Source organism: Streptomyces pimonensis (assembly GCF_041380215.1).
Taxonomy (GTDB): domain Bacteria; phylum Actinomycetota; class Actinomycetes; order Streptomycetales; family Streptomycetaceae; genus Streptomyces; species Streptomyces pimonensis.
This window is the reverse complement of the sequence record NZ_JAHWZY010000043.1, coordinates 1-21,748: the sequence shown is the minus strand read 5'-3', so window position 1 is coordinate 21,748 and position 21,748 is coordinate 1. Positions and strand designations below refer to the sequence as shown.

Here is a 21,748-nt window from a genome sequence, read left to right as displayed (position 1 = left end):
TCCGTTACCTCACCGCACCGTCCACAGGGGTTCACCTCACGTTCATTTATGCCCATGGGCTCCTTCACCTGTTCTGCCTAATTTCGGCCTTACGCGATGCGGATCGCCCGAAAAGATGGGTGACCGCGTCACCCACACTTCGCACGCCGCCGAATTCAGGACGGCGGCCACTGGAAGGGACTCAAGTGAAGCTTCAGCGCAAGAACCGGCGGGCCCTCGCTCTCGGTGCTCTCGCCGTCTCCGGCGCCCTGGCCCTCACGGCGTGCGGCTCCGACGAAACCGGCAACAACAGCAGCGGCGGCGACGCCTCCGCCACCGCGAAGGCCGGCAACATCGACTGCGGCGACGCCAAGGGCCAGCTCCAGGCCTCCGGCTCTTCCGCCCAGAAGAACGCCATCGACGCCTGGGTCAAGCAGTACGCCGCGGCGTGCAAGGACGTGCAGGTGAACTACAACCCGACCGGTTCGGGCGCCGGCATCACCGCGTTCCTCCAGGGCCAGACCGCGTTCGCCGGCTCGGACTCCGCGCTGGACGCCGAGGAGATCGAGCAGTCCAAGAAGGTCTGCACGGGCGGCCAGGCCATCGACCTGCCCATGGTCGGCGGCCCGATCGCCGTCGGCTACAACGTCACGGGCGTCGACAACCTCGTCCTGGACGCGGCGACCCTCGCCAAGATCTTCGACAGCAAGATCACCAACTGGAACGACGAGGCGATCGCCAAGCTCAACCCCGACGCCAAGCTTCCCGACCTGAAGATCCAGGCCTTCCACCGCTCGGACGAGTCCGGCACCACGGACAACTTCACCACCTACCTCCAGGCCGCCGCGCCCGACGACTGGAAGTACGAGCCGAGCAAGTCCTGGGAGGCCAAGGGCGGCCAGTCCGCGCAGGGCTCCTCCGGTGTCGCCCAGCAGGTGAAGCAGACCCCCGGCGCCATCTCCTACATGGAGCTGTCCTACGCCAAGGACGGTATGAGCACCGTCGCCATCAAGACCGAGGCCGCCGAGCCGGTCGAGGCGACCATCGAGAACGCCACCGCCGCCATCGGCGCCGCCAAGGTCGTCGGCACCGGCAAGGACCTCGCGCTGGAGCTGGACTACACCCCGGCCGCCGACGGCGCCTACCCGATCGTCCTGGTGACGTACGAGATCGCCTGTGACAAGGGCAACAAGGCGGAGACCCTCCCCGCCGCCAAGTCCTTCCTGAACTACATGGCTTCCGAGGACGGCCAGGCCCTGCTGGCCGACGCGGGCTACGCCCCGATGCCCGAGGAGATCATCACCAAGGTTCGCGAGACCATCTCGGGCCTCGCCTGACCCGAGTGTGCGGACCGGCCCCGATCACGGGGCCGGTCCGCACCGTCCGGTGCACCGCCATCAGGAGCCCCCGGCCGTCGGGAGGCTCCGACCGAGCCGCCCGCCCCGGCAGCTCCGCAGACCGGAGAACCCGATGGACATCACCACCCAGAAACCAGCCGCTCCTCCCTCGCCCGGACCGGCCGCGCCCGAGGACAAGCGTGCCGCGCGCGGTGCCACCCGCCCCGGTGACCGGATCTTCCTCGGGTTCTCCCGCGGATCCGGCATCTTCGTCCTGGTCCTCATGGCCGCCATCGCGGCCTTCCTCACGTACCGCGCGTCCCTGGCCATCAGCAAGGACGAGGCGAACTTCTTCACGACCTTCGAGTGGAACCCCAGCGGCGTACCGCCGGAGTTCGGCATCGCGGTCCTGGCCTTCGGCACCGTCGTGTCGTCGATCATCGCCATGGTCATCGCGGTCCCGATCTCGGTGGGCATCGCCCTGTTCATCACGCACTACGCCCCGCGCCGCATCGGCGGCGCCGTCGCGTACGTGATCGACCTGCTCGCCGCCGTCCCGTCCATCGTCTACGGCCTGTGGGGCGTCCTCGTCCTGGTGCCGCAGATGGACGGTCTCTTCGGCTGGCTCGACGACTACCTCGGCTGGACCGGCGTCTTCGCGTGGGACGAGGGCCCCGCCCGCTCGCTGTTCACCGTCGGCATCCTGCTCGCGCTGATGATCCTCCCGATCATCACCAACGTCAGCCGCGAGGTCTTCCGCCAGGTCCCGCGGATGCACGAGGAGGCCGCCCTGGCCCTCGGCGCCACGCGCTGGGAGGTCGTCCGCATGTCGGTGCTGCCCTTCGGCCGCTCCGGCATCATCTCCGCCTCGATGCTGGGCCTCGGCCGCGCGCTCGGCGAGACGATGGCCGTGGCCATGGTGCTCTCGCCGTCCTTCGACATCAACGCCAGCCTGCTCAACGCGGGCGGCGGCACCTTCGCCCAGAACATCGCCAGCAAGTTCAACGAGGCCACCGTGATGGGCCAGGACGCGCTGATCGCCTCCGGCATGGTGCTCTTCGTCATCACCCTGCTGGTCAACGGCGCGGCCCGCCTGATCATCGCCCGCCGCAAGGAGTACTCGGGGGCCAACGCATGAGCAACGCAACCCTTTCCCCCCAGCGCAGCTCCCTGCGCGGCGCGACCCTGCCCAAGTGGTTCGCCTGGGCGGTCGCCGCCGGCTCCCTCGCCCTGGGTTACGCGATCAGCGCCGTGGCCGGCCTGAACAGCGACATCCAGTGGGCCCTGATCGCCGCGGTCCTCTTCGTCGTCGGCTCCTACGGGATCTCCGCGAAGATCGAGGGCAGTCGCCAGGCCAAGGACCGCACCGCGACCAGCCTGGTCTGGGTCGCCTTCCTCCTGGCCGTGATCCCGCTGGCCTCCCTCCTGTGGGAGACCGTCGAGCGTGGTGTGAAGGTCCTCGACGGCTACTTCCTCACCCACTCGATGGGCGTGGTCGCCGACACCGAGCCCGGCGGCGGTATCTACCACGCCATCCTCGGCACCGCGGAGCAGGTCGGCCTCGCCACCCTGATCTCCGTGCCGGTCGGTGTGCTCACCGCGATCTACCTGGTCGAGTACGGACGCGGCAGGCTCGCCAAGGCCGTCACCTTCTTCGTCGACGTCATGACGGGCATCCCGTCGATCGTCGCGGGTCTGTTCATCCTGAGCCTGTGGATCCTGATCCTGGACATGGGCCCGTCCGGCTTCGCCGGTTCGCTGGCCCTGTCGATCCTGATGATCCCGGTCGTCGTCCGCTCCACCGAGGAGATGCTCAAGCTCGTGCCGAACGAGCTGCGCGAGGCCTCCCTGGCGCTCGGTGTGCCGAAGTGGCGCACGATCCTGAAGGTGGTCCTGCCGACGTCGATCGGCGGCATCATCACGGGTGTGATGCTCGCGATCGCCCGCATCACCGGTGAGACGGCCCCCGTGCTGCTGCTGGTCTGGGGCACGGACTTCATCAACGCCAACCCGTTCCAGGACCCGCAGGAATCACTGCCGATGTACATCTACCTGCAGTGGGCCAACAGCGGTGGCTCCGGCGCGGCCTTCGACCGTGCCTGGGCGGCGGCCCTGACGCTCATCGGCTTCATCATGATCCTCAACCTCGTGGCCCGCGGCATCGCCCGCTGGAAGGCCCCGAAGACCGGTCGCTAAGGCCTCCCCCTACTCGAAAGAAGTGATCACCATGGCCAAGCGCATCGACGTCAGCGGCCTCAACGCCTACTACGGTTCCTTCCTGGCCATCGAGGACATCTCGATGACCGTCGAGCCCCGTTCGGTGACCGCCTTCATCGGTCCCTCCGGCTGCGGCAAGTCCACCTTCCTGCGCACGCTCAACCGCATGCACGAGGTGACGCCCGGCGGCCGGGTCGACGGCAAGGTCATGCTCGACGACGAGAACCTGTACGGCGCCGGCATCGACCCGGTGTCGGTGCGGCGCGAGGTCGGCATGGTCTTCCAGCGCCCGAACCCTTTCCCCACGATGTCGGTGTACGACAACGTGGCGGCGGGCCTGCGCCTGAACGGCAAGTACAAGAAGTCCCAGCTGGACGACGTCGTCGAGAAGTCCCTCAGGGGCGCCAACCTCTGGAACGAGGTCAAGGACCGCCTGAACAAGCCGGGCTCGGGCCTCTCCGGTGGTCAGCAGCAGCGCCTGTGCATCGCCCGCGCCATCGCGGTCGAGCCGAACGTCCTCCTCATGGACGAGCCCTGCTCCGCCCTGGACCCGATCTCCACCCTCGCCATCGAGGACCTGATCGGCGAGCTGAAGGAGCGCTTCACGATCGTCATCGTGACGCACAACATGCAGCAGGCGGCGCGCGTCTCGGACCGCACGGCGTTCTTCAACCTGGCGGCCGTCGGCCAGCCCGGCAAGCTGATCGAGATCGACGACACGGAGCGCATCTTCTCCAACCCGTCGGTCCAGGCCACGGAGGACTACATCTCCGGTCGTTTCGGCTGACCGATTCTCCTCGCGGTGCTGCATGGCGGTGCCACCGCGAGGCCGAAGGGCCCGCCCCCGGCTCCCGGGGGCGGGCCCTTTCACTTGCGCGGCTGCGGGCAGTCGTGCCGCCGGGGGCACCTCCCGCTCGAACCGAAACCGGGAGCGGGGGAGGCGTCCCGCAGACGCCGGACCGCGCGACGCCCCCGCCCGGCACCAGGACGCGGCGCCGACACCGGGCTACAGGAACGCCAGGTTCACCAGCCCGAACGACAACGCGGCCACCGCAGCCGCCGCCGGCATGGTGATGAACCACCCGAGGACGATGTTCTTGGCCACCCCCCACCGCACGGCATTGACCCGCTTCGTCGCCCCCACACCCATGATCGCCGAAGTGATCACATGCGTCGTGGAGATGGGCGCGTGGAACAGGAACGCGGACCCGAACATGATCGACGCACCCGTCGTCTCCGCGGCGAACCCCTGGGGCGGATCCAGTTCGATGATCTTCCGCCCCAGCGTCCGCATGATCCGCCACCCACCGGCGTACGTCCCCGCGGACAGCATCAGCGCACAAGCGATCTTCACCCACACCGGAATCGGATCGCCGTAGTCCTCGACATCGGCGATGACCAGCGCCATCACCACGATGCCCATCGTCTTCTGCGCGTCCTGCAGACCGTGCCCCAGCGCCATGCCGGCCGCGGAAACGGTCTGCGCGATCCGGAACCCCCGCTTGGCCTTGTGCGGATTGGCCCGCCGGAAGATCCAGAGGATCACGGTCATCACCAGGTAACCGGCGATCAGACCCACCACCGGCGACACGAACATCGGGATGACGATCTTGTCGACCACCCCGTGCCAGTACACCGTCGTCCCCCCGGCCAGCGCCGCCCCCACCATGCCCCCGAACAGGGCGTGGGACGACGACGACGGCAGCCCGAAGTACCAGGTGACCAGGTTCCAGACGATCGCCCCGACCAGCGCGGCGAAGAGGATCCCCATCCCCTTGGATCCCTCGGGTGTCTGGATCACACCCTCGCTGACGGTCTTGGCGACCCCGGAGCCCATGAACGCGCCGGCGAGGTTCATCACGGCCGCCATCGCCAGCGCCACCCGGGGCGTCAGCGCCCGCGTCGACACGGACGTGGCGATCGCGTTCGCCGAGTCGTGGAAGCCGTTGGTATAGGTGAAGAAGAGCGCGACCCCGATGGTCACGACCAGAGCGAAGGTGTCCATGAAGTGCTCAGGACTCCTTGACCGCGATGGTCTCCACCGTGTTCGCCACGTGCTCGAAGGCGTCGGCCGCCTCCTCCAGTACGTCCACGACCTGCTTGAGCTTCAGCACCTCGATCGCGTCGTACTTGCCGTTGAAGAGGTGGGCCAGCAGCTTGCGGTGGATCTGGTCGGCCTGGTTCTCCAGCCGGTTGACCTCGATCCAGTACTCGGTGAGGTTCTCCATGGTGCGCAGATGCGGCATCGCCTCCGCGGTCAGCTCCGCCGCCCGCGCCAGGACCTCGATCTGCTGCTCGACACCCTTGGGCAGTTCCTCGATGCTGTAGAGGACGACCAGGTCGACGGCCTCCTCCATGAAGTCCATGATGTCGTCGAGGGAGGACGCGAGGGAGTAGATGTCCTCACGGTCGAACGGCGTGATGAACGAGGAGTTCAGCTGGTGGAAGATCGCGTGCGTGGCGTCGTCACCCGCGTGTTCGGCGGCCCGCATACGCTCTGCGATCTCGGCCCGGGCGGAGGGGTCCGCCCCGAGCAGTTCCATCAGGAGTTTCGAGCCCGTGACGATGTTGTCCGCGGACGCGGCGAACATGTCGTAGAAGCTCGTCTCCCTGGGGGTCAGACGAAAGCGCACGTGGGGTCCTCGGTGAGCATCGGTTTCGGTCAGGCTGATGCTAGGCGCATCATCCGGCCACGACTAACGGGCCGCCCACCAGTGTCACCCATCAGACAGAGTGATGGGCACGGGGGCGTTCCGAGCTCCGTTCCCGGCCGCAGCGCATGTCATCGGCCAAGGGGCCTATACCCAACGAAGTTCGCTATCATATACCCGCCAGGGGTATATGCCGCCTGCCAGTGCACCAGGAGGACGCGATGACGACCACCGAGACCGGCGCGACCGCGCCCTCCTCCCCGGACGCGACGGATGCGACGGGCGTGACAGAAGGAGCGCCCGTGACCGACACGGCGGACATCGTGACCGATCACGACCGCGGCGTCCACGGCTACCACCACCAGAAGCAGGACCACCTCAAACGCCTGCGCCGCATCGAGGGCCAGATCCGCGGCCTGCAACGCATGGTCGACGAGGACGTGTACTGCATCGACATACTCACCCAGGTGTCCGCCTCCACCAAGGCACTGCAGTCGTTCGCACTGCAACTGCTGGAGGAGCACCTGCGCCACTGCGTCGCGGACGCGGCCGTCAAGGGCGGCGACGAGATCGACGCGAAGGTCAAGGAGGCGACGCAGGCCATCGCCCGCATGCTCCGCACCTGACCGGGCTCAGGCCCCGCCCGGCTCCGTCCGCGCCTCGGCCACCCTCAGCACCTCGTCGATGCTCTCCGCACTGAGCCGCTCCTCGGCGTTGGAGGCGGCGATGATCAGCTCCCCGCAGAGTTCGATCTCGGAGAGCGCCACGTGGTCCTGAACCAGAACCGTCCCACCGCCGAGCGGTGCCACGCGCCTCACCCCTTCTCCGTCGTCGCCGACTTCCTAGGGTAGGGAGCGCACCGCGCACCGCGCATGGCACGGAAGGGCTAGTTCAGGCCGGTCACTCCCGGCCTCACTCCTCGGCGATCCGGCCCGCGTAGATGTCCCCGTCCTCGGGAAGCCGTACGTCGGCCGGGACCCCGAAGTCGTACAGCAGCGTGGTCGAGGCGACCGCGACGGGCTCGTCCTGCCGGCCGTTGACGAAGCTGAACCGGTGCCGGAGCTTGCGGATCCGTCCCGCGTCGTCGAGGTAGACGTCGAACGGCACCCGGGCGGTGGCGAACCCCTTCGCCGCCGCGTCCAGCGCCTTCCGGTTCGCGTCCGAGGCGTACCGCGAGGCCCGTCTCAGGTCGGCGGCCCCCCGGTAGTGGCGCACCTTCGCCCCCGCGACCTCGGTCCGCCCCACGAACGTCGCCGACCACGTCCCGCGCAGCACCTCGGCGGCGGCGAACGGGTCGGTGGCCCCGCCGGTGACGAGATTCCCGTCGGACAGCGTCCCGATGTCCACCCTCACCCACTTGTCGGCGGGCACCCCGGCCCCCCGGTTCTTCATGAACAGCGCCCCGGGAGCGAGCAGTTCGGTGATGGGCCGCCGGACGACCTTCCCGGCCGGATCCTGCGGCAGCAGCACCTTCAGCCGCCCCAGCCGTTTGCGGTAGTCGTACACGCCCTCGCCCCGGATGGTGACCCTGGTCCCGCCGGTCGCCATCTCCAGGGAGGTGGTCGCCTTGGAACTCCCGGCGTCCACGAGCACGTCGGCGGTCTCCCTCAGCACCCGCACCGCGTCCCCGGCGGGCGCCTCCCGGGACACGGCGTCGCTTCCCGCGCAGCCCGTGCTCCCGAGCCCCAGGCAGCACACCGCCCCGAAGAACCCAGCCACCACGCCGCGCATCCGAGCCATGTCCGGTTAACGACCGGTGAGAGGCCCCGTCACGCCGACGGACGGGGCGTTACCGTGGTCGGCGTGCCGCACCAGGACGACGAGCCGACCTCCGACCTCCACACCACGACCACCACCGAACAGGGCCCTTTCTGCACGGCCCGCTGCACCTGCGGCTGGCGGGGCCCCGCCAGAAGAGCCAGAAGCCAAGCCAGGAAAGACGCCCGGAGCCACACGGGGGAGTGACGCGACTGCGGGCGTACTGCCGCCGCGACTGCGGACGACCGGGCCGCTGGGGCGGCACGGGTGGGCGCAGCGGCACCCGGTAAAGCGCCGGGCTGCGCAACGCCCCCGCCCAGCAGCGGAAGCGGCGCTCAGGCCGCCAAGTCCCGCTCCTCAGCCCCGGTCGCCCCGTTCCTCGATGCCCCCGGAGCGACCTGCCCCCGCTCATCCCGCCGCCGCGCAGACACCAGCCACCCGCCCCGGGGCGACCGCTCGACCGCCCGCATCAGCGGCGTCAGCAGCGCCATCGCCGGCGGCGAGAGCAGCAGCGCGACGGCCGTACCGAGCGCGAGCCCGCCCACGACGTCCGTCGGGTAGTGCACGCCCATGTAGACCCGGATGAACCCGCCCAACAGCCCCAGCACCAGGCCGATGATCCCGAGCCGTCGGCTGGCCAGGAACAGCCCCACCGCCAGCGCCATGCAGAGCGTCGCGTGGTCGCTGACGAACGAGTAGTCGTTCTTGCCGTCGACCAGGACCTCGAGCCCCTCGTGGTCGAGGAAGGGCCGACGCCTCTCCACGAAGCCGCGTATCGGCACGTTCACCAGGACCGCGACGCCCGCCGCGAGCGGGGCCCACACCAGGGCCGCCACGGTCGGGGCCGCATCCTCGCCGCCCCGCCGCCTGACGCCCCACCAGCACCACGTCAGCAGCGCCAGCAAGGCGAACAGCAGGCCGTACTCGCCCACGAACTCCATGAGGCGGTCGAACCACGGCGGTGCGGCCTTCGCCAGGCCATTGATGTCATAGAGCAGGTCGACGTCGGGGTTCGACCCGGATTCGGCGAGTCCAGCCATGGTGCTGCGGCCCCTTCGTCATGTTTCGCGGCGCACGTTCCGCACGCCGATCCTGCCACCCCCGTGGTCTGTAGATCCGCTCGTCCGATCGGCTACGACAACAGGAACGCACGGTCCCCGTTGATACGTTCCACACTCCACCGAATGATCACGTAGACGTTATCGAAGAGAGATGCATCTCCGCAGCTCAGGGTGGGGGTCAAGGCTCCGCTCACACCGTGGTGGGGAGTGCTTTCGCGCCATCTTCGGTGACGCGGGTGGCACCAAAGTAGTCAGGTGTGTCGATCGGGTCGAATCGGATCACGGCCCCGGTCCGGGGCGCATTGATCATGTACCCGCCGCCGACGTAAATGCCCACATGCCGGATGGCCCGGGAATTGGTGAGGTCGTCCGAGAAGAACACCAGATCGCCCGGCAGCAGTTCGTCCCGCCCGGGGTGCGGCCCCGCGTTGTACTGGTCGTTGGCCACGCGTGGCAGCGTGATGCCCACGCTCTCGTACGCCGCCTTGGTCAGCCCCGAGCAGTCGAACCGTCCGCCGTGCTCAGGCGTACCGTTGCCGCCCCACAGGTACAACGTGCCGAGCTTCTTCTGCGCGTACGCGATGGCCCCGGCCGCCTGCCTCGACGGATCCACCCGTCCCACCGGCGCGGCGAAGCTCTTCTCCAGCGCCAGGATCCGCTTGACGTAGTTCTGCGTCTCCGCGTACGGCGGGACCCCGCCGTACTTGATCACCGCGTACGCCCCCGCGTTGTACGAGGCGAGCATGTTCTCGGTCAGATTCCCGCCGACGTCCTTCACATAGGAAGCGAGTGCGCAGTCGTACGCCGCCGCCGACGGAATCGCGTCCGCCGGGTCCCACACGTCACGGTCCCCGTCCCCGTCCCCGTCGATCCCGTGCGTGGCCCAGGTGCCGGGGATGAACTGGGCGATGCCCTGCGCCGCCGCATGGCTCTGCGCCTTCGGGTTGAACCCGCTCTCCTGGTACAGCTGGGCGGCGAGCAGCGCCGGGTTGATGGCCGGGCAGCGGTTGCCCCACTTCTGCACGAGCGCCTGGTAGGCGGCCGGCACGCTTCCCTTGGCCAGCGTCTTGGCCGCCCCGCCGCCGGCCCCGTTGACGAGGTTCCCCGCGACGACGTACACCCCGACGACGAGCAGCATCACGAGGACGAGCGCGGAACTGACGGCGATCCCCGCCGCGACCCATGCCTTACGCACCGTCAACCGCCCCTCGCCGTCCGGCAGCCCACTGCCGTACGCCAGTGTAGAGGCGACACCCGTCCTTCGGAATGATCGCCTGGGAATTCGGCACGGTCGCCACGGAAGCGGCGAAGTCCCGTACTCCGACAGCGCGTCCCGGTGCGCGCCGCCGTCCGGGCGCGGGAGAACCGGCGACCCGCTCGGCGACGTGTCCACCGTGCTGTGCGGCCTCGGCACCGAGTTCGCTCAAGGGCTTCGCCACCACACCCCCTCCACTCACGCTGCGCACGCGTCCGGCCGTGTCGGGCCGCTCCAGCCGCATTCGCCCACAGCACCTGTCCGCCCGAGGCCCCGCTTCCCCGTCCGGCAACGACGCACCGCAGGCGTCGGCATACGTCCGGACGAGGGCCGGACCCCGTCCGCTCTCCGCGGCTGCGTGCGGCATGACGCCGTGGGCGGAGCCGGCGCCGGGTCCGGAGGGGACGGTCGAGTCCCGTCCCATGCCGAGCCGGGCCGGCCGGATGCCGGAGGACGACTGTGCAGCGCGTACGGCCTGCTGGTGCGCGCACGGGCGTCGGCCGGCGGCTCCGGAGGGAGGCGGAACGAGCAGGCATGAATCCCGAGCACGTCCGCGCCATGGCCGGCCACTACGACTGCGCCGACAAGGGCCTCGTCGAGGCCGTGGCCGGGATGGCGGGCGAGCGCAGGCGCGGCTGGTGGAAGGAGTACCGCGGCCTCCCGCCGCCCGCACTGCTCGATCCGGCCGAGCACGAACGCCACGCCACCCACCTGTGCGGCTCCATGACCGTCCGCATTCCCGGCCTGCCGCGGACCGATGATCACACTCGGTCATTGTTCCGCCAGGTCGCGCCCGAACTCGCACCCCGGACACGAGCACCGCGCCCCGTTCCGCATCAAGCGCGGCCCGTGATCCACCGGGACTCCCCGACGTCGCACCCGGCGCCCGTTCACGAAGCCGCCCCGCGGGTGCAGTTCGGCGGAGCCGCCGTCGTCGGCGCGCGGCTGCGGCACCTGTTGGACACGAGCGAGCGCGACCACATCACCATCAGGGTGATCCCGTCCGCCGCCGGAGGCCTTCCGGGGCCGGGGCAGTCGATCTCCTGCTCGCGCGGACCCGTGCCCCGGCCCGACACCGTCCACCTCGACCAGTCGCGCGGCCCCGTCCTCCTCGGCGCCGAGGCCCGGCGCGAGAAGTACCGCGCCGTTCCGGGCCGGGTGGAGCCCCGGGCCCTCGACACCGAGAAGTCGGGAGACCCCCTCCACACCGTCGCCCAAGACCTCTGCAGGAACCCGGGACGTCCCCACCCACCTGGAAGAAGTCGGCCCACTGCGGTGAAGGCGACTCCTGCGTGCGCATGGCCACGACTTCGCAGGCGGTCCACACGGCCGAGTCCGCCGGCCCCGGCGGAGCCGTACGCACCACCAGCCGTGACGGATTCCACTTGCTCCTCCTCGCCCTCAAGAAGGAGCCCCACTTCATTGCCCGACGTCACACCGCGTGATACACAGAGTAACAATACGACTTCTCACCCGTCGGAGCGCGCCTCTCCCGTGGTCCGGCGCACGCCGGTGGCAAGCTATTCGTACGAAACCCGCCAACGGATGACGCCAAGCCGACATGCGACAGCGTCTTCTTCGGCGACAATGAGGCCTGACCTCTGCACAACGCAGGGGGTGCAGAACTACCCATACAGGGGCGGTGACTTACATGTTCTTCGCGGCCGACGAGGGAGACATCAACACCATTATCGGCGGGATCGCTCCGGATTGGGGCCCCTTCGGCAGCCTGGGCAACGAGGCCAAGATCATGATCGAAGTGGTCATGGCGGTCGCCATCCTCATCTGCCTGGGCATCGCCATCTGGGGAGCTGCCAAACAGCGCATCGGCGCCACGGCGTTGAGGGACACGTTCAGTGCCGAACAGGGCAAGGGCCTCATCATCGCGGGACTCACGGGCGTCTTCATCATCGGCTCGCTCGGCACGCTGTTCACCATCGTGTACGGAATGGCCGTGTAACCCCACCTCACCGCTTCCGACCGGGCACGCCCGGCACTCCCCCCATCCCACCCACCCGTCGTGCCCACCGGCTGAGGTTGCGTTTCCCTGATGTCCATTCACCACACCGCGCTCGCGCGGGGACCAGCACGACTACCGTCGTACATGGAGTACGCGGAGTACGAGGTGTTTCCGCACGACGCTGAAGGGGCGTACCCGGCATGAGTCTCGGAGACGACACGGGTCAGACCCGCACCCGCCTGCCGGAGAGGGGCGACGATCCGTACGGCGGCGCGCGCAGAGGCGGCCGTTCGTCGTCGCGCAGCCTGGTCATGGTGGTCGGCGTGGTGGTCCTCCTGATCGCGGCGATCGCCTTCGCGAACCGTGGAGGCGACGATTCCACCGCGGAGGAGGGCGGCGGCTCCGGCGACTCCCCCAAGTCGGCGGCGACGGCCCCGTCGGGCAGGAAGCCGGTGGACGCGAAGGCGGCCGGCATCCCGTCGGGCTTCGCCCACGACCGGCAGGGGGCGGAGAGCGCGGCGGCGAACTACGCGGTGGCCCTGGGTTCCGCCGAGATGTTCAACAAGGAGCGACGCCGCGAGATCGTCACCACCGTCTACGCCCCGGATGCCGCCGCAGCCCGGCAGGCGGATCTCGATCAGGCGTACTCGGACCCGGAGTTCCTGGCCAACATCGGCCTCGACGAGAACGGTCAGGCACCCGCCGGACAGACCTTCGTCTCCCGGGTGATTCCCGTGGGCACCAAGGTAACGGCGTCCAGTGCGAGCGATGCCTCCGTCGAGGTCTGGTACACATCACTGTTCGGTCTGTCCGGCGATGGTTCCACCAACCCGGTGACCGAGAGCTGGTACACCACCACCTATCAGCTGAAGTGGATCGACAACGACTGGAAGATCACCGACTTCCAGCAGAAGGACGGGCCAGTCCCGGTCGGGCGCGACCAGAGGGCCTCCACTGCCGACGACATGACGAAGGCTGTCGAGGAGTACGGAGGGTTCACGTATGCGCGCTAACCGCTTCCTCAAGTTCTCAGCCGCCGTCGCCGCTGTGCAGGCCACAGCGGTGCTGTTCGCCACGCGAGCTGTCGCCGACCCAACCCCTACCCCTACCCCTACGCCGACCCCGACCCCGACCCCTACGCCGACGGACAGCAACAACCCCTGCGACCTCATCCGCGGCCCCGCCAAGGACTACTGCGAACGAGGCAAAGCGGGGGAAGGCTCCGAAAGGTCCAGCACCCTCAACGACCCCACCACCACCCTCGACCCCCTCGCCTCCCTCGCCCAGGGCTGCGCCGACGCCGCCTCCTGGACCGTCGACAAGCTCAGCGAGGCCGTGCAGGAGACGGCGACCGTCGACTTCACGAATCCGCAGTTCCTGAAGCACTACTCGATCGTTTTCGCCGCGTCGACGATCCTGACGCTGCTGCTCTGGCTGCTCGCGGTCACCAAACGCGCGGTACGCGGTGTGCCGTTCGTCACCGCCATGTCCGAGGCCATCGGGTTCCTGTGGCTGACGGTGCTCGCATCGGCGTTCACACCGCTGATCCTCTACACCGTCGTCTCGGCGACCGACGGCATCTCCGACGTGCTGGCGAAGTCGACCGGGAACCAGACGGACACGTTCTTCGGAACCTTCTCCGAGGCCCTGTCCAAGGGGAACGACATCGGCGGCGGTCCGATCATGCTGATCGTGGTCTCTCTGGTGTCGATCCTCGCAGCGGGCGTCCTCTACCTGGAGCTGTACCTGCGGGCGGTGCTCCTGTACGTCGGTGCCCTGCTCGGTGTCGTCGTGTACGCGGGACTGGTGGACAAGAACCTGTGGGGTCACGTCCGCCGCTGGGCCGGTGTGATGATCGCAGTGATCCTGGTGAAGCCGGTGATCGTCATTGTGCTCGGCCTCGCCGGCGCGCTGGCGTCGGACGAGGGTCCGGACTCGCTCGCCGCGATCGTGTCGGGCCTCGCCATTATCCTGCTGGCCATCTTCGCCTCCGCGATGATCTACCGCTTCGTCCCCGGCTTCGGCGACGAACTCGCCCACTCCCGCAACAACCGCCTCATGCAGGGCGCCGAGGGCAAGGCCGCCGCCGTCATGAGCTCCCCGGCGACCCTGGTCGCCCAGGGCATCAAGACCCACAGCACCCGCGCCGACAACAACCGCGGGGGCGGCCAGTCCACCGGTCCCCGCCCCTCCAACCCCGCCTCCGGCGGAGTCGCCGCACACAGCTCGCGCACGCCGAACGGCGGCGGAACCACCCCCGCGCCCCGCTCGAGCAGTCCGGTGAACACCCCCCACGCCGGCAACACCCGCAACAGCAGCACCAACAGCACGGGAGGTGAAGGGCGTTGACGACCGAGTCCCACCTGTCCCATCCGGGCGCGCCCCGCCGTACGTATCTGATCGGCCGCGCCCGGCCGAACGCGATCGTCGGCCGTAATCGCGAGACCGGTGAGATCGCGCTGATCGTCGTGGGCGCGTTCCTCGGCATGATGTGCGGACTGCTCGTCCCCGTCCTGTCCGTGCGGATCGTGCTGCTCGTGGGCTTCCCGATGCTGACGCTGGCCGCGGTGTACGTGCCGTACAAGCACCGCACCTTCTACAAGTGGTTCGAGATCAACCGCAGCTACAAGCGCACCGTACGCCGGAACGCCACCTACCGCTCCGGCGCCGTCGAGGCGGGCACCCGCCTGGACGGGCGCGAGGTGGAGATCGGGACGCCGCCCGGGATCGGCAGGATCACCTGGCTCGCCGCCCCCTTCGGCCCGGACGAGATCGCCGTACTGCTGCACGCGGACCGCAAGACCGTCACCGCCGCCATCGAGATCGAGGGCCCGGGCGTCGGCCTGCGCGACTCCGAGGACCAGGAAGCCCTCGTCGACCGCTTCGGCACGCTGCTCAAGCACGTCGCCAACGGCGACGGCTTCGTGACCCGCATCCAGATGCTCGCCCGCACTTTGCCCGCCGACCCCGACGCCCACGCCAAGGACGTCGCCCTCCGCGGGGACGACAAGTCGCCGCCGTGGCTCCAGCAGTCGTACGACCAGCTCCAGTCGATGGTGTCGACCAGCAGCGAGCAGCACCGCGCGTACCTCGTCGCCTGCATGCACTACACGCGCGAACTGGCCGCCGAGGCCAACACCATGGCCCGCGCGATGCGCAGCCAGGGCGGTGGCAAGGTGAACCGGGACGCGGGGCTCGCCGTCGTCATGGCCCGTGAGCTGACCGACATCTGCTCCCGGCTCCAGGAGGCCGACATCCGCGTACGGCAGCCGCTCGGCCAGAGCAGGATGTCCTCGCTGATCCACTCCATGTACGACCCGGACCACCCGATCGACCACATCCAGGCGATGTCGCAGCGCAACGCCTGGCCGGCCGAGCTGGACGCCATGGAGCCCACCTACCTCCAGGCCAAGACCCGCGAGTCCGTCACCCGCGCCCCCTGGTGCCACGCCACGGCGTGGATCAAGGAGTGGCCGATGACCCCGGTGGGCGTGAACTTCCTGGCCCCGCTGCTCGTCCACACCCCGGACGTGATCCGCACGGTCGCCGTCACCATGGACCTCGAACCCACCGAGGTCGCCATCGAGCGGATGCTGACCGAGAAGACCAACGACGAGGCGGAGGCGTCCCGCGCCGCCAAGATGAACCGCACCGTCGACCCGCGTGACATCGCCGCCCACGGCCGTCTGGACCAGCGCGGCGAAGATCTCGCCAGCGGCGCGGCCGGCGTCAACCTGGTCGGTTACATCACCGTCTCCTCCCGCAATCCCGAGGCCCTGGCCCGCGACAAGCGGACCATACGGGCGTCGGCAGGAAAGTCGTACCTGAAGGTGGAGTGGTGCGACCGCGAGCACCACCGCGCGTTCGTGAACACACTCCCGTTCGCCACCGGCATTCGAAGGTAGGGGCTGAGCGATATGCGGGATCCGCTGTCCGTCGTCACCGACGCCTTCACGTCCTTCCTGTTCGGGAAGGTCGAGACGACCCGGCTGCCGGTGCGCACCTCCACGGGCCAGGCACAGGCGGTCTACCTCCCGACCGCCGCCCCCGGCCTCGGCGACTCCGGCGTCATCATCGGCCGCGAGGTCTACTCCGGCAAGGGCTACATCTACGACCCCTTCCAGCTCTACGGCCAGCAGCTCCCCGCCCCGCACTGGCTGGTCCTCGGCGAGTCCGGCAACGGCAAGTCGGCCCTGGAGAAGACGTACGTCCTGCGCCAGCTTCGCTTCCGCGACCGCCAGGTCGTCGTCCTGGACGCCCAGGGCGAGGACGGCGTCGGCGAGTGGAACCTCGTCGCGCAGGAGCTGGGCATCACCCCCATCCGCCTCGACCCGATGGCCGCCCTGGACCACGGCATCAGGCTCAACCCGCTCGACCCGTCGATCACGACGACCGGGCAGCTCGCCCTGCTCCGGACCATCATCGAGGTGGCGATGGGGCACGGCCTGGACGAGCGTTCCGGCTTCGCCCTCAAGGTCGCGCACGCCTACGTCAACGAGTCCGTCGTCGAGCGCCAGCCGGTCCTCTCCGACATCGTGGAGCGGCTGCGCCACCCCGAGCCGGAGTCGGCGGAGGCGATGAACGTCGACATAGACGACGTACGGGCGTGGGGCCTGGACGTCGCCCTGGTCCTGGACCGCCTGGTCGACGGTGACCTGCGCGGCATGTTCGACGGCCCGACGACCGTCGGCATCGACCTCGACGCGCCGCTCATCGTCTTCGACCTGTCCCACATCGACCGCAACTCCATCGCCATGCCGATCCTCATGGCGATCGTCGGCGTGTGGCTGGAGCACACCTGGATCCGCCCCGACCGGAAGAAGCGCATCTTCCTGGTCGAGGAGGCCTGGCACATCATCAACAGTCCCTTCGTCGCCCAGCTGTTCCAGCGGTTGCTGAAGTTCGGCCGACGGCTCGGTCTGTCGTTCGTCGCGGTCGTCCACCACCTGTCCGACGTGGTGGACGGAGCGGCGGCGAAGGAGGCGGCGGCCATCCTGAAGATGGCGTCGACCCGGACCATCTACGCCCAGAAGGCGGACGAGGCGAGGGCGACGGGCAGGGTGCTCGGCCTGCCCCGGTGGGCGGTGGAGATCATTCCGACGCTGACGCCCGGTATCGCGGTGTGGGACGTCAACGGCAACGTCCAGGTGGTCAAACACCTGGTCACCGAGACCGAACGCCCGCTGGTCTTCACCGACCGCGCGATGACCCAGTCCTCCGCCGACCTCGCCGACGACGCCCTGCGCGCCGCCGAACGGGAGGCGGAGGAACGGGCGGCGGCCTTCGTGGAGCAGCACGTCGGCGACTCCGAACCGACGGTGGCGTAGGGGGCACGCGTGAGACCGGACGACCACCGTGAGCACGGCCGGGCCGGCCGCCAGGGCGGCGGCATCCCCGACGGGCTGCTGATCGGCATCCTCGCGTTCCTCATCGGCATCACCACGATGGTGTGGACGGCCACGGGCCTCGCGGGCCTCTTCGCCCACGGCCACTGGCCGTCCGGCGTCGTCTTCGCCCGCACCCCGGTGGCCATGCGCCACCTCGTCGCCGACCCGCAGAACCTTCCCGGCGCCTGGCCGGACGCCCCGGAGTCCGCCCTCTCGGGGTACGGCCTCTTCTGGGGCCTGTTCATCGGCCAGCTGATGATCCTGACCGTCCTGACGGTGTTCGTGCTGAGCACGGTGGCCCGCTGGAGAGCGGTACGGGCCCGACACCGGACGGAACGGGCGGCGGGGGCGGGCGCCACGCAGCGGCGACCGGAGCCGGAACACCTGTCCGGACGGGCACCGCAGCCGGCATCGAAGCAGCTGCACGAGGTACCGGCCCCGAGGGAGCCCGAACGGGGGATGCCGACGCGGGAAGAGCCCGCGGCCGCGCCCGCAGCCGGTGGTGAACAGGCGGGCGGATGGGAGACCCCCCGCACCGAGGGCGCGGGGCTGCTCTACGGCCCCATGCCCACCCGCCACGCCACCGCGGTCCTGGCCGTACGCGACGCGGAGGGCCCCGCCCTCGTCCTCACCTCCAACCCCGCCCTCTGGCACGACACCAAGGACGCCCGCGCCAAACTCGGCCCCACCCACCTCTACGACCCCACCCACCTCTGCGACACCCCGGACCGCCTCCACTGGTCCCCCACAGCCGGCTGCGAGGACAAGGAAACGGCCAAAGCCAGAGCGGCCGCGCTCCTCGCCCCCGTCCGCCCCACCTCCCGCCTCGACCAGGCGGTCAGCGACACCACGGAGACCCTGCTCCGCAGCTACCTGCACGCCGCCGCCGTCGACGGCCGTACGGTCCGCCACGTCCACCGCTGGTCCCAGGGTCTCCAGGTCCACGACGCCGTACGCGTCCTCCGCACCCACCCCAAGGCCGCCCCCGGCGCCGCCGGCGAACTCGAGGCGGCCCTCACCGCGCACGCCGAGCGCCGGGACATGGCCCAGCAGCTGACCACCCGCACCCTGGCCGCGCTCTCCACGGTCAACGTCCGCGAGGCCTGCACTCCCCACCGAAACGATGCCCTCGCCTTGGATTCTTTCGTCCACGAAGGGGGAACGCTTTATGTCGTGGGTGAATCCATCGAGGACCCCCGTAGCAGTCCGGGCGCGATGCCCCTGCTGACGGCCCTCGCCTCACACGTGGTCGAGCACGGCCGGCGCATGGCCGAACGGTCATCCTCCGGTCGGCTCGACCCACCACTCACCCTCGTCCTGGACGACGTGGCGGCCGTGGCTCCGCTCCCTCAGCTCCCGGACCTGCTCGCCACCGGCGCGGACCGCGGCATGCCCACCCTCGCGCTGCTCCGCTCCCGCGAGCAGGTCAGAGCCCGCTGGCCCCAGGCCGAACTACCGGTGTAGACGCGTCAGCGCCCGAGGACCATCTCCAACTCCCGCTCCTGCGGCCGGTCGGCCAGCGGCACGGTCGCCCCGCTCTCCACGAACCCCGCCTTGCGGTAGAAGCCCAGCGCCCGCGTGTTCCCCGGGTGCACGATGAGCCGCACGCGCTCCGCCCCGCGCCCCCGGGCCCACTCGACCGCGGCGTCGAACAGCGCCTTCGTCAGCCCGCTCCCCCGGCGCCCGGGAGCCACGTACACCCCCACCAGATGCCCCTGCCGCCGCTCGACGGGGAAACCGGCCCAGTCCGTCGAGCCGGCCTCCTCGATCAGCACGACGACGTTGCCGACCCAGCTCCCGTCCCCTGCCTCGGCGATGAACTGCCGCACTCCGCTCGCACCCCTCGCGCCGTTCGCCGTGCGCTCCCGCCAGTACGAGTCCGGCCGGGCAGCGGCCTCCTCGTAGGTCTCCAGGTAGGCGAGGCGTGCGACCGGATCCCGCAACGCGGTGAGCCGCAGTTCCTTCGCCGCCTTCCACTCCTCCGCGCGCACCGGCCGGATCACGCAGTCCCCGAAGGACACAGCACTGGTACTCATGCCCGCCACCGTAGTACCGGGGTACCACCGCCCCGTCCGGAATACGGCCCGCGGTCCGACGCCCGCCGCCCCCGCCTGGCCGAGCATCGAAGCATGATGACGGCGGCGGACGCACCCGCGACCATGGACCTCGTGACGAACCACCAGGAGGCTCCGCCGACGGAGGCACGGACGGCGGAGGCACGGACGGCGGAGGCACGGACGGCGGAGGCACGGACGGCGGAGCCCCTCACCCAGTACCTGCAACACGCCAACCAGCGGGTGCGCGCCTTCGACCGGCGCCGCCCGCTGCTGTGGGACCTGCTCTTCACCGGCTTCTGGGTGACGGCCGCCCTCATCGACTACACCGGCGGCGGCTGGCGCAGCGTCACCCACACCCCGGACACCCCCGGCCCGCTCCTCCTCGCCCTGAGTCTCGGCCTGTCCGTCCCCCTCCTGTGGCGCCGCACCCACCCCGCGGCGGTCCTGTTCACCACGACCCCGTTCGCCCTGGTCAACGCCTGGTCCGGAGCGATGCTCCAGGCGGCGCTGCTCCAGCTCGTCGTCATCTACCACATCACCCTGCGCCTGCCCCTGCGCGGTCTGTGGTGGGCCCCGGCCCTGGTGCTCGCCCCCGTGGTGGTCTCCACGGCCCGCTACGGCGAGGGTGAATGGAACCAGCAGGTCGGCTCCCAGCTGACGTCCGTCCTCGTGGCCGTCCTCATCGGCATCACGGTTCGCACCCGACAGAGCTACACCGAGGCCCTGGAGGACCGCGCCCGCCGCCTGGAGACCGAACGCGACCAGCAGGCCCAGCTCGCCGCCGCCGCCGAACGCGCCCGTATCGCCCGCGAGATGCACGACATCATCGGCCACAACCTCTCCGTCATCACGGGCCTCGCCGACGGCGGCAGGTACGCGGCCGGCAAGTCCCCGGAACGCGCCGCCCAGGCCCTGCACGCCATCGCCACCACCAGCCGCCAGGCCCTCGGCGAACTCCGCCGCCTCCTGGACGTCCTGAGGGCCGAGGGGACAGCGGCCCACCCCGTGGACCTGGCCCCCCAGCCGGCCCTCACCGACCTGGACCAACTCATCGACGGCGTGCGCAACGCGGGCCTGCCCGTCCACACCACCGTCGAGGGCCGGGCCGCCCTGCCCCCGGGCCGCCAGCTCACCGTGTACCGCGTCATCCAGGAAGCCCTCACCAACACCCTCAAGCACGCCGGCCCCGGCGCGACCTCGGAGATCGCCATCGCCTACGGCGACAAGGGCGCGGTCACGGTCACCATCACCGACACGGGCGCCCCCGGAACGGCCGCCCCCGCCGACGGCCGCGGCCTCCCCGGCATGCGTGAACGAACCGCCCTGTACGGCGGCACACTTGAGGCCGGCCCCCGACCGCGGCCCGGACAGGGCTGGCGCGTCCGTCTGCACCTACCGGAGGAATCCCCGCAGTGACCACCGTCCTCATCGCCGACGACCAGCCCCTCCAGCGCCTCGGTTTCCGCATGCTTCTGGAGAGCCAGGACGACCTCACCGTCCTGGGCGAGGCGGCGAACGGCGCCGAAGCGATCCGCATGACGGCGGAGCTGCACCCCGACGTCGTCCTGATGGACATCCGCATGCCCGGCCTGGACGGCATCGAGGCGACCCGCCGCATCGTCGCCACCGGCGACCGCACCCGCGTCCTCATCCTGACCACGTTCGACCTGGACGAGTACGCCTACGCCGGCCTCCGCGCGGGCGCCTCCGGCTTCCTCGTCAAGGACGCCCAGCCGGAGGAACTCCTTCTCGGCATCCGCTCCGTGGCGAGCGGGGACGCGGTCGTCGCCCCCAGACTGACCCGCCGTCTCCTCGACGCCTACGTCCAGCATCTGCCGACCGGCGACGGCACCGCGGAGGTTCCTCCTCCCGGCGACGCACGCCTGTCCGCCCTCACGGAGCGGGAGCGCGAGATCCTCACGGTCATCGGAAAGGGCTGGACGAACACCGAGATCGCCGCCCGCCTCCACCTGGCCGAGTCCACGGTGAAGACCCATGTGGGCCGGATACTCGCGAAGACCGGTTCACGGGACCGCATCCAGGCGGTGATCCTGGCGTACGACACGAAACTGGTGGAGCCGTCCTG

21 protein-coding genes and 1 pseudogene are annotated in these 21,748 nt (G+C 69.9%); 15 read left to right on the top strand and 7 right to left on the bottom strand.

Translation table 11 applies throughout. The features are described 5' to 3' along the window. Nucleotides 1-185 precede the first annotated feature (185 nt). The 4 genes from pstS (at nucleotide 186) to pstB (ending at nucleotide 4,320) form a co-directional block, all read left to right on the top strand. Nucleotides 186-1,316, top strand: coding sequence for a phosphate ABC transporter substrate-binding protein PstS (pstS, locus tag KYY02_RS29225; protein ID WP_371243162.1), 1,131 nt, complete (start codon nucleotides 186-188; stop codon nucleotides 1,314-1,316). 133 nt (nucleotides 1,317-1,449) lie between these two features. Beyond that, on the top strand, nucleotides 1,450-2,454 hold the full coding sequence (pstC, locus tag KYY02_RS29220) for a phosphate ABC transporter permease subunit PstC (RefSeq protein WP_371243160.1): 1,005 nt from the start codon (nucleotides 1,450-1,452) through the stop codon (nucleotides 2,452-2,454). After that, entirely contained in the window at nucleotides 2,451-3,512 is a 1,062-nt protein-coding gene (gene pstA, locus KYY02_RS29215) for a phosphate ABC transporter permease PstA (protein WP_371243158.1), read from the top strand. Before pstC ends, pstA begins: the two co-directional genes overlap by 4 nt. Before the next feature lie 31 nt (nucleotides 3,513-3,543). Further along, entirely contained in the window at nucleotides 3,544-4,320 is a 777-nt protein-coding gene (gene pstB / locus KYY02_RS29210) for a phosphate ABC transporter ATP-binding protein PstB (RefSeq protein WP_371243156.1), read from the top strand. A 219-nt stretch (nucleotides 4,321-4,539) separates the two neighbouring features. Here pstB and pitH read toward each other — a convergent pair whose 3' ends face one another. Then, nucleotides 4,540-5,538, bottom strand: a complete 999-nt coding sequence (pitH, locus tag KYY02_RS29205) for a low-affinity phosphate transporter PitH (RefSeq protein WP_371243154.1) — start codon at nucleotides 5,536-5,538, stop codon at nucleotides 4,540-4,542. Between the two features lie 7 nt (nucleotides 5,539-5,545). Then, the gene (locus KYY02_RS29200; RefSeq protein WP_004929735.1) at nucleotides 5,546-6,166 is read right to left on the bottom strand and encodes a DUF47 domain-containing protein; all 621 of its coding nucleotides are present in this window, start codon (nucleotides 6,164-6,166) and stop codon (nucleotides 5,546-5,548) included. A 239-nt stretch (nucleotides 6,167-6,405) separates the two neighbouring features. Here KYY02_RS29200 and KYY02_RS29195 point away from each other — a divergent pair, with 239 nt between their 5' ends. Next, entirely contained in the window at nucleotides 6,406-6,810 is a 405-nt protein-coding gene (locus KYY02_RS29195; protein ID WP_371243151.1) for a metal-sensitive transcriptional regulator, read from the top strand. Between the two features lie 6 nt (nucleotides 6,811-6,816). Here KYY02_RS29195 and KYY02_RS29190 read toward each other — a convergent pair whose 3' ends face one another. The 4 genes from KYY02_RS29190 to KYY02_RS29175 form a co-directional block, all read right to left on the bottom strand. Further along, nucleotides 6,817-7,002 carry a hypothetical protein gene (locus KYY02_RS29190; RefSeq protein WP_371243149.1) on the bottom strand — a complete coding sequence of 62 codons (186 nt, stop codon included), beginning with the start codon at nucleotides 7,000-7,002 and terminating at the stop codon, nucleotides 6,817-6,819. Nucleotides 7,003-7,096: 94 nt separating this feature from the next. Next, nucleotides 7,097-7,915: a hypothetical protein gene (locus KYY02_RS29185; protein WP_371243215.1), complete on the bottom strand. Its 819-nt coding sequence runs from the start codon at nucleotides 7,913-7,915 to the stop codon at nucleotides 7,097-7,099. Nucleotides 7,916-8,277: 362 nt separating this feature from the next. Continuing rightward, entirely contained in the window at nucleotides 8,278-8,982 is a 705-nt protein-coding gene (locus tag KYY02_RS29180; protein WP_371243147.1) for a phosphatase PAP2 family protein, read from the bottom strand. A gap of 211 nt (nucleotides 8,983-9,193) precedes the next feature. Beyond that, nucleotides 9,194-10,141 carry a bifunctional lytic transglycosylase/C40 family peptidase gene (locus KYY02_RS29175; RefSeq protein WP_371243213.1) on the bottom strand — a complete coding sequence of 316 codons (948 nt, stop codon included), beginning with the start codon at nucleotides 10,139-10,141 and terminating at the stop codon, nucleotides 9,194-9,196. Between the two features lie 651 nt (nucleotides 10,142-10,792). Between KYY02_RS29175 and KYY02_RS29170 the strand changes: the two are divergent. The 8 genes and pseudogenes from KYY02_RS29170 to KYY02_RS29135 all read left to right on the top strand — a co-directional run. After that, nucleotides 10,793-11,437: pseudogene (locus tag KYY02_RS29170) on the top strand (Scr1 family TA system antitoxin-like transcriptional regulator); the annotation flags it as partial. A gap of 119 nt (nucleotides 11,438-11,556) precedes the next feature. Next, nucleotides 11,557-11,703 carry a hypothetical protein gene (locus KYY02_RS29165; protein ID WP_371243145.1) on the top strand — a complete coding sequence of 49 codons (147 nt, stop codon included), beginning with the start codon at nucleotides 11,557-11,559 and terminating at the stop codon, nucleotides 11,701-11,703. Between the two features lie 206 nt (nucleotides 11,704-11,909). Beyond that, the gene (locus KYY02_RS29160; RefSeq protein WP_030829533.1) at nucleotides 11,910-12,218 is read left to right on the top strand and encodes a DUF8827 family protein; all 309 of its coding nucleotides are present in this window, start codon (nucleotides 11,910-11,912) and stop codon (nucleotides 12,216-12,218) included. Between the two features lie 200 nt (nucleotides 12,219-12,418). Next, nucleotides 12,419-13,231 carry a hypothetical protein gene (locus KYY02_RS29155; RefSeq protein WP_371243144.1) on the top strand — a complete coding sequence of 271 codons (813 nt, stop codon included), beginning with the start codon at nucleotides 12,419-12,421 and terminating at the stop codon, nucleotides 13,229-13,231. Beyond that, complete coding sequence (locus tag KYY02_RS29150; RefSeq protein ID WP_371243142.1) at nucleotides 13,221-14,567, top strand: hypothetical protein; 1,347 nt, start codon at nucleotides 13,221-13,223, stop codon at nucleotides 14,565-14,567. The genes KYY02_RS29155 and KYY02_RS29150 overlap by 11 nt, the downstream gene beginning before the upstream one ends. Beyond that, complete coding sequence (locus tag KYY02_RS29145) at nucleotides 14,564-16,123, top strand: SCO6880 family protein (RefSeq protein WP_371243140.1); 1,560 nt, start codon at nucleotides 14,564-14,566, stop codon at nucleotides 16,121-16,123. Before KYY02_RS29150 ends, KYY02_RS29145 begins: the two co-directional genes overlap by 4 nt. Nucleotides 16,124-16,135: 12 nt before the next feature. After that, nucleotides 16,136-17,545 (top strand): ATP-binding protein, encoded by a 1,410-nt coding sequence (locus tag KYY02_RS29140; protein WP_371243138.1) that lies wholly within the window; start codon nucleotides 16,136-16,138, stop codon nucleotides 17,543-17,545. Nucleotides 17,546-17,554: 9 nt separating this feature from the next. Next, entirely contained in the window at nucleotides 17,555-19,069 is a 1,515-nt protein-coding gene (locus tag KYY02_RS29135) for a type IV secretory system conjugative DNA transfer family protein (RefSeq protein ID WP_371243136.1), read from the top strand. 5 nt (nucleotides 19,070-19,074) lie between these two features. Here KYY02_RS29135 and KYY02_RS29130 read toward each other — a convergent pair whose 3' ends face one another. Then, nucleotides 19,075-19,608 (bottom strand): GNAT family N-acetyltransferase, encoded by a 534-nt coding sequence (locus KYY02_RS29130; RefSeq protein ID WP_371243211.1) that lies wholly within the window; start codon nucleotides 19,606-19,608, stop codon nucleotides 19,075-19,077. A gap of 156 nt (nucleotides 19,609-19,764) precedes the next feature. On the opposite strand from KYY02_RS29130, the gene KYY02_RS29125 reads away from it, so the two are divergent. Beyond that, nucleotides 19,765-21,078, top strand: a complete 1,314-nt coding sequence (locus KYY02_RS29125; RefSeq protein WP_371243209.1) for a sensor histidine kinase — start codon at nucleotides 19,765-19,767, stop codon at nucleotides 21,076-21,078. Further along, on the top strand, nucleotides 21,075-21,748 hold a 674-nt coding region (locus KYY02_RS29120), incomplete at its 3' end, for a response regulator (RefSeq protein ID WP_371243134.1). The genes KYY02_RS29125 and KYY02_RS29120, both read left to right, overlap by 4 nt.

Coding starts and splice junctions, on each gene's coding strand:
- KYY02_RS29160 (WP_030829533.1), top strand. CDS start 11,910: ATGTTCTTCGCGGCCGACGAGGGAGACATCAACACCATTATCGGCGGG.
- KYY02_RS29175 (WP_371243213.1), bottom strand. CDS start 10,141: ATGCTGCTCGTCGTCGGGGTGTACGTCGTCGCGGGGAACCTCGTCAAC.
- KYY02_RS29150 (WP_371243142.1), top strand. CDS start 13,221: ATGCGCGCTAACCGCTTCCTCAAGTTCTCAGCCGCCGTCGCCGCTGTG.
- pitH (WP_371243154.1), bottom strand. CDS start 5,538: ATGGACACCTTCGCTCTGGTCGTGACCATCGGGGTCGCGCTCTTCTTC.
- pstA (WP_371243158.1), top strand. CDS start 2,451: ATGAGCAACGCAACCCTTTCCCCCCAGCGCAGCTCCCTGCGCGGCGCG.
- KYY02_RS29180 (WP_371243147.1), bottom strand. CDS start 8,982: ATGGCTGGACTCGCCGAATCCGGGTCGAACCCCGACGTCGACCTGCTC.
- KYY02_RS29155 (WP_371243144.1), top strand. CDS start 12,419: ATGAGTCTCGGAGACGACACGGGTCAGACCCGCACCCGCCTGCCGGAG.
- KYY02_RS29185 (WP_371243215.1), bottom strand. CDS start 7,915: ATGCGCGGCGTGGTGGCTGGGTTCTTCGGGGCGGTGTGCTGCCTGGGG.
- KYY02_RS29140 (WP_371243138.1), top strand. CDS start 16,136: ATGCGGGATCCGCTGTCCGTCGTCACCGACGCCTTCACGTCCTTCCTG.
- KYY02_RS29125 (WP_371243209.1), top strand. CDS start 19,765: ATGGACCTCGTGACGAACCACCAGGAGGCTCCGCCGACGGAGGCACGG.
- KYY02_RS29195 (WP_371243151.1), top strand. CDS start 6,406: ATGACGACCACCGAGACCGGCGCGACCGCGCCCTCCTCCCCGGACGCG.
- pstC (WP_371243160.1), top strand. CDS start 1,450: ATGGACATCACCACCCAGAAACCAGCCGCTCCTCCCTCGCCCGGACCG.
- pstB (WP_371243156.1), top strand. CDS start 3,544: ATGGCCAAGCGCATCGACGTCAGCGGCCTCAACGCCTACTACGGTTCC.
- KYY02_RS29165 (WP_371243145.1), top strand. CDS start 11,557: ATGGCCACGACTTCGCAGGCGGTCCACACGGCCGAGTCCGCCGGCCCC.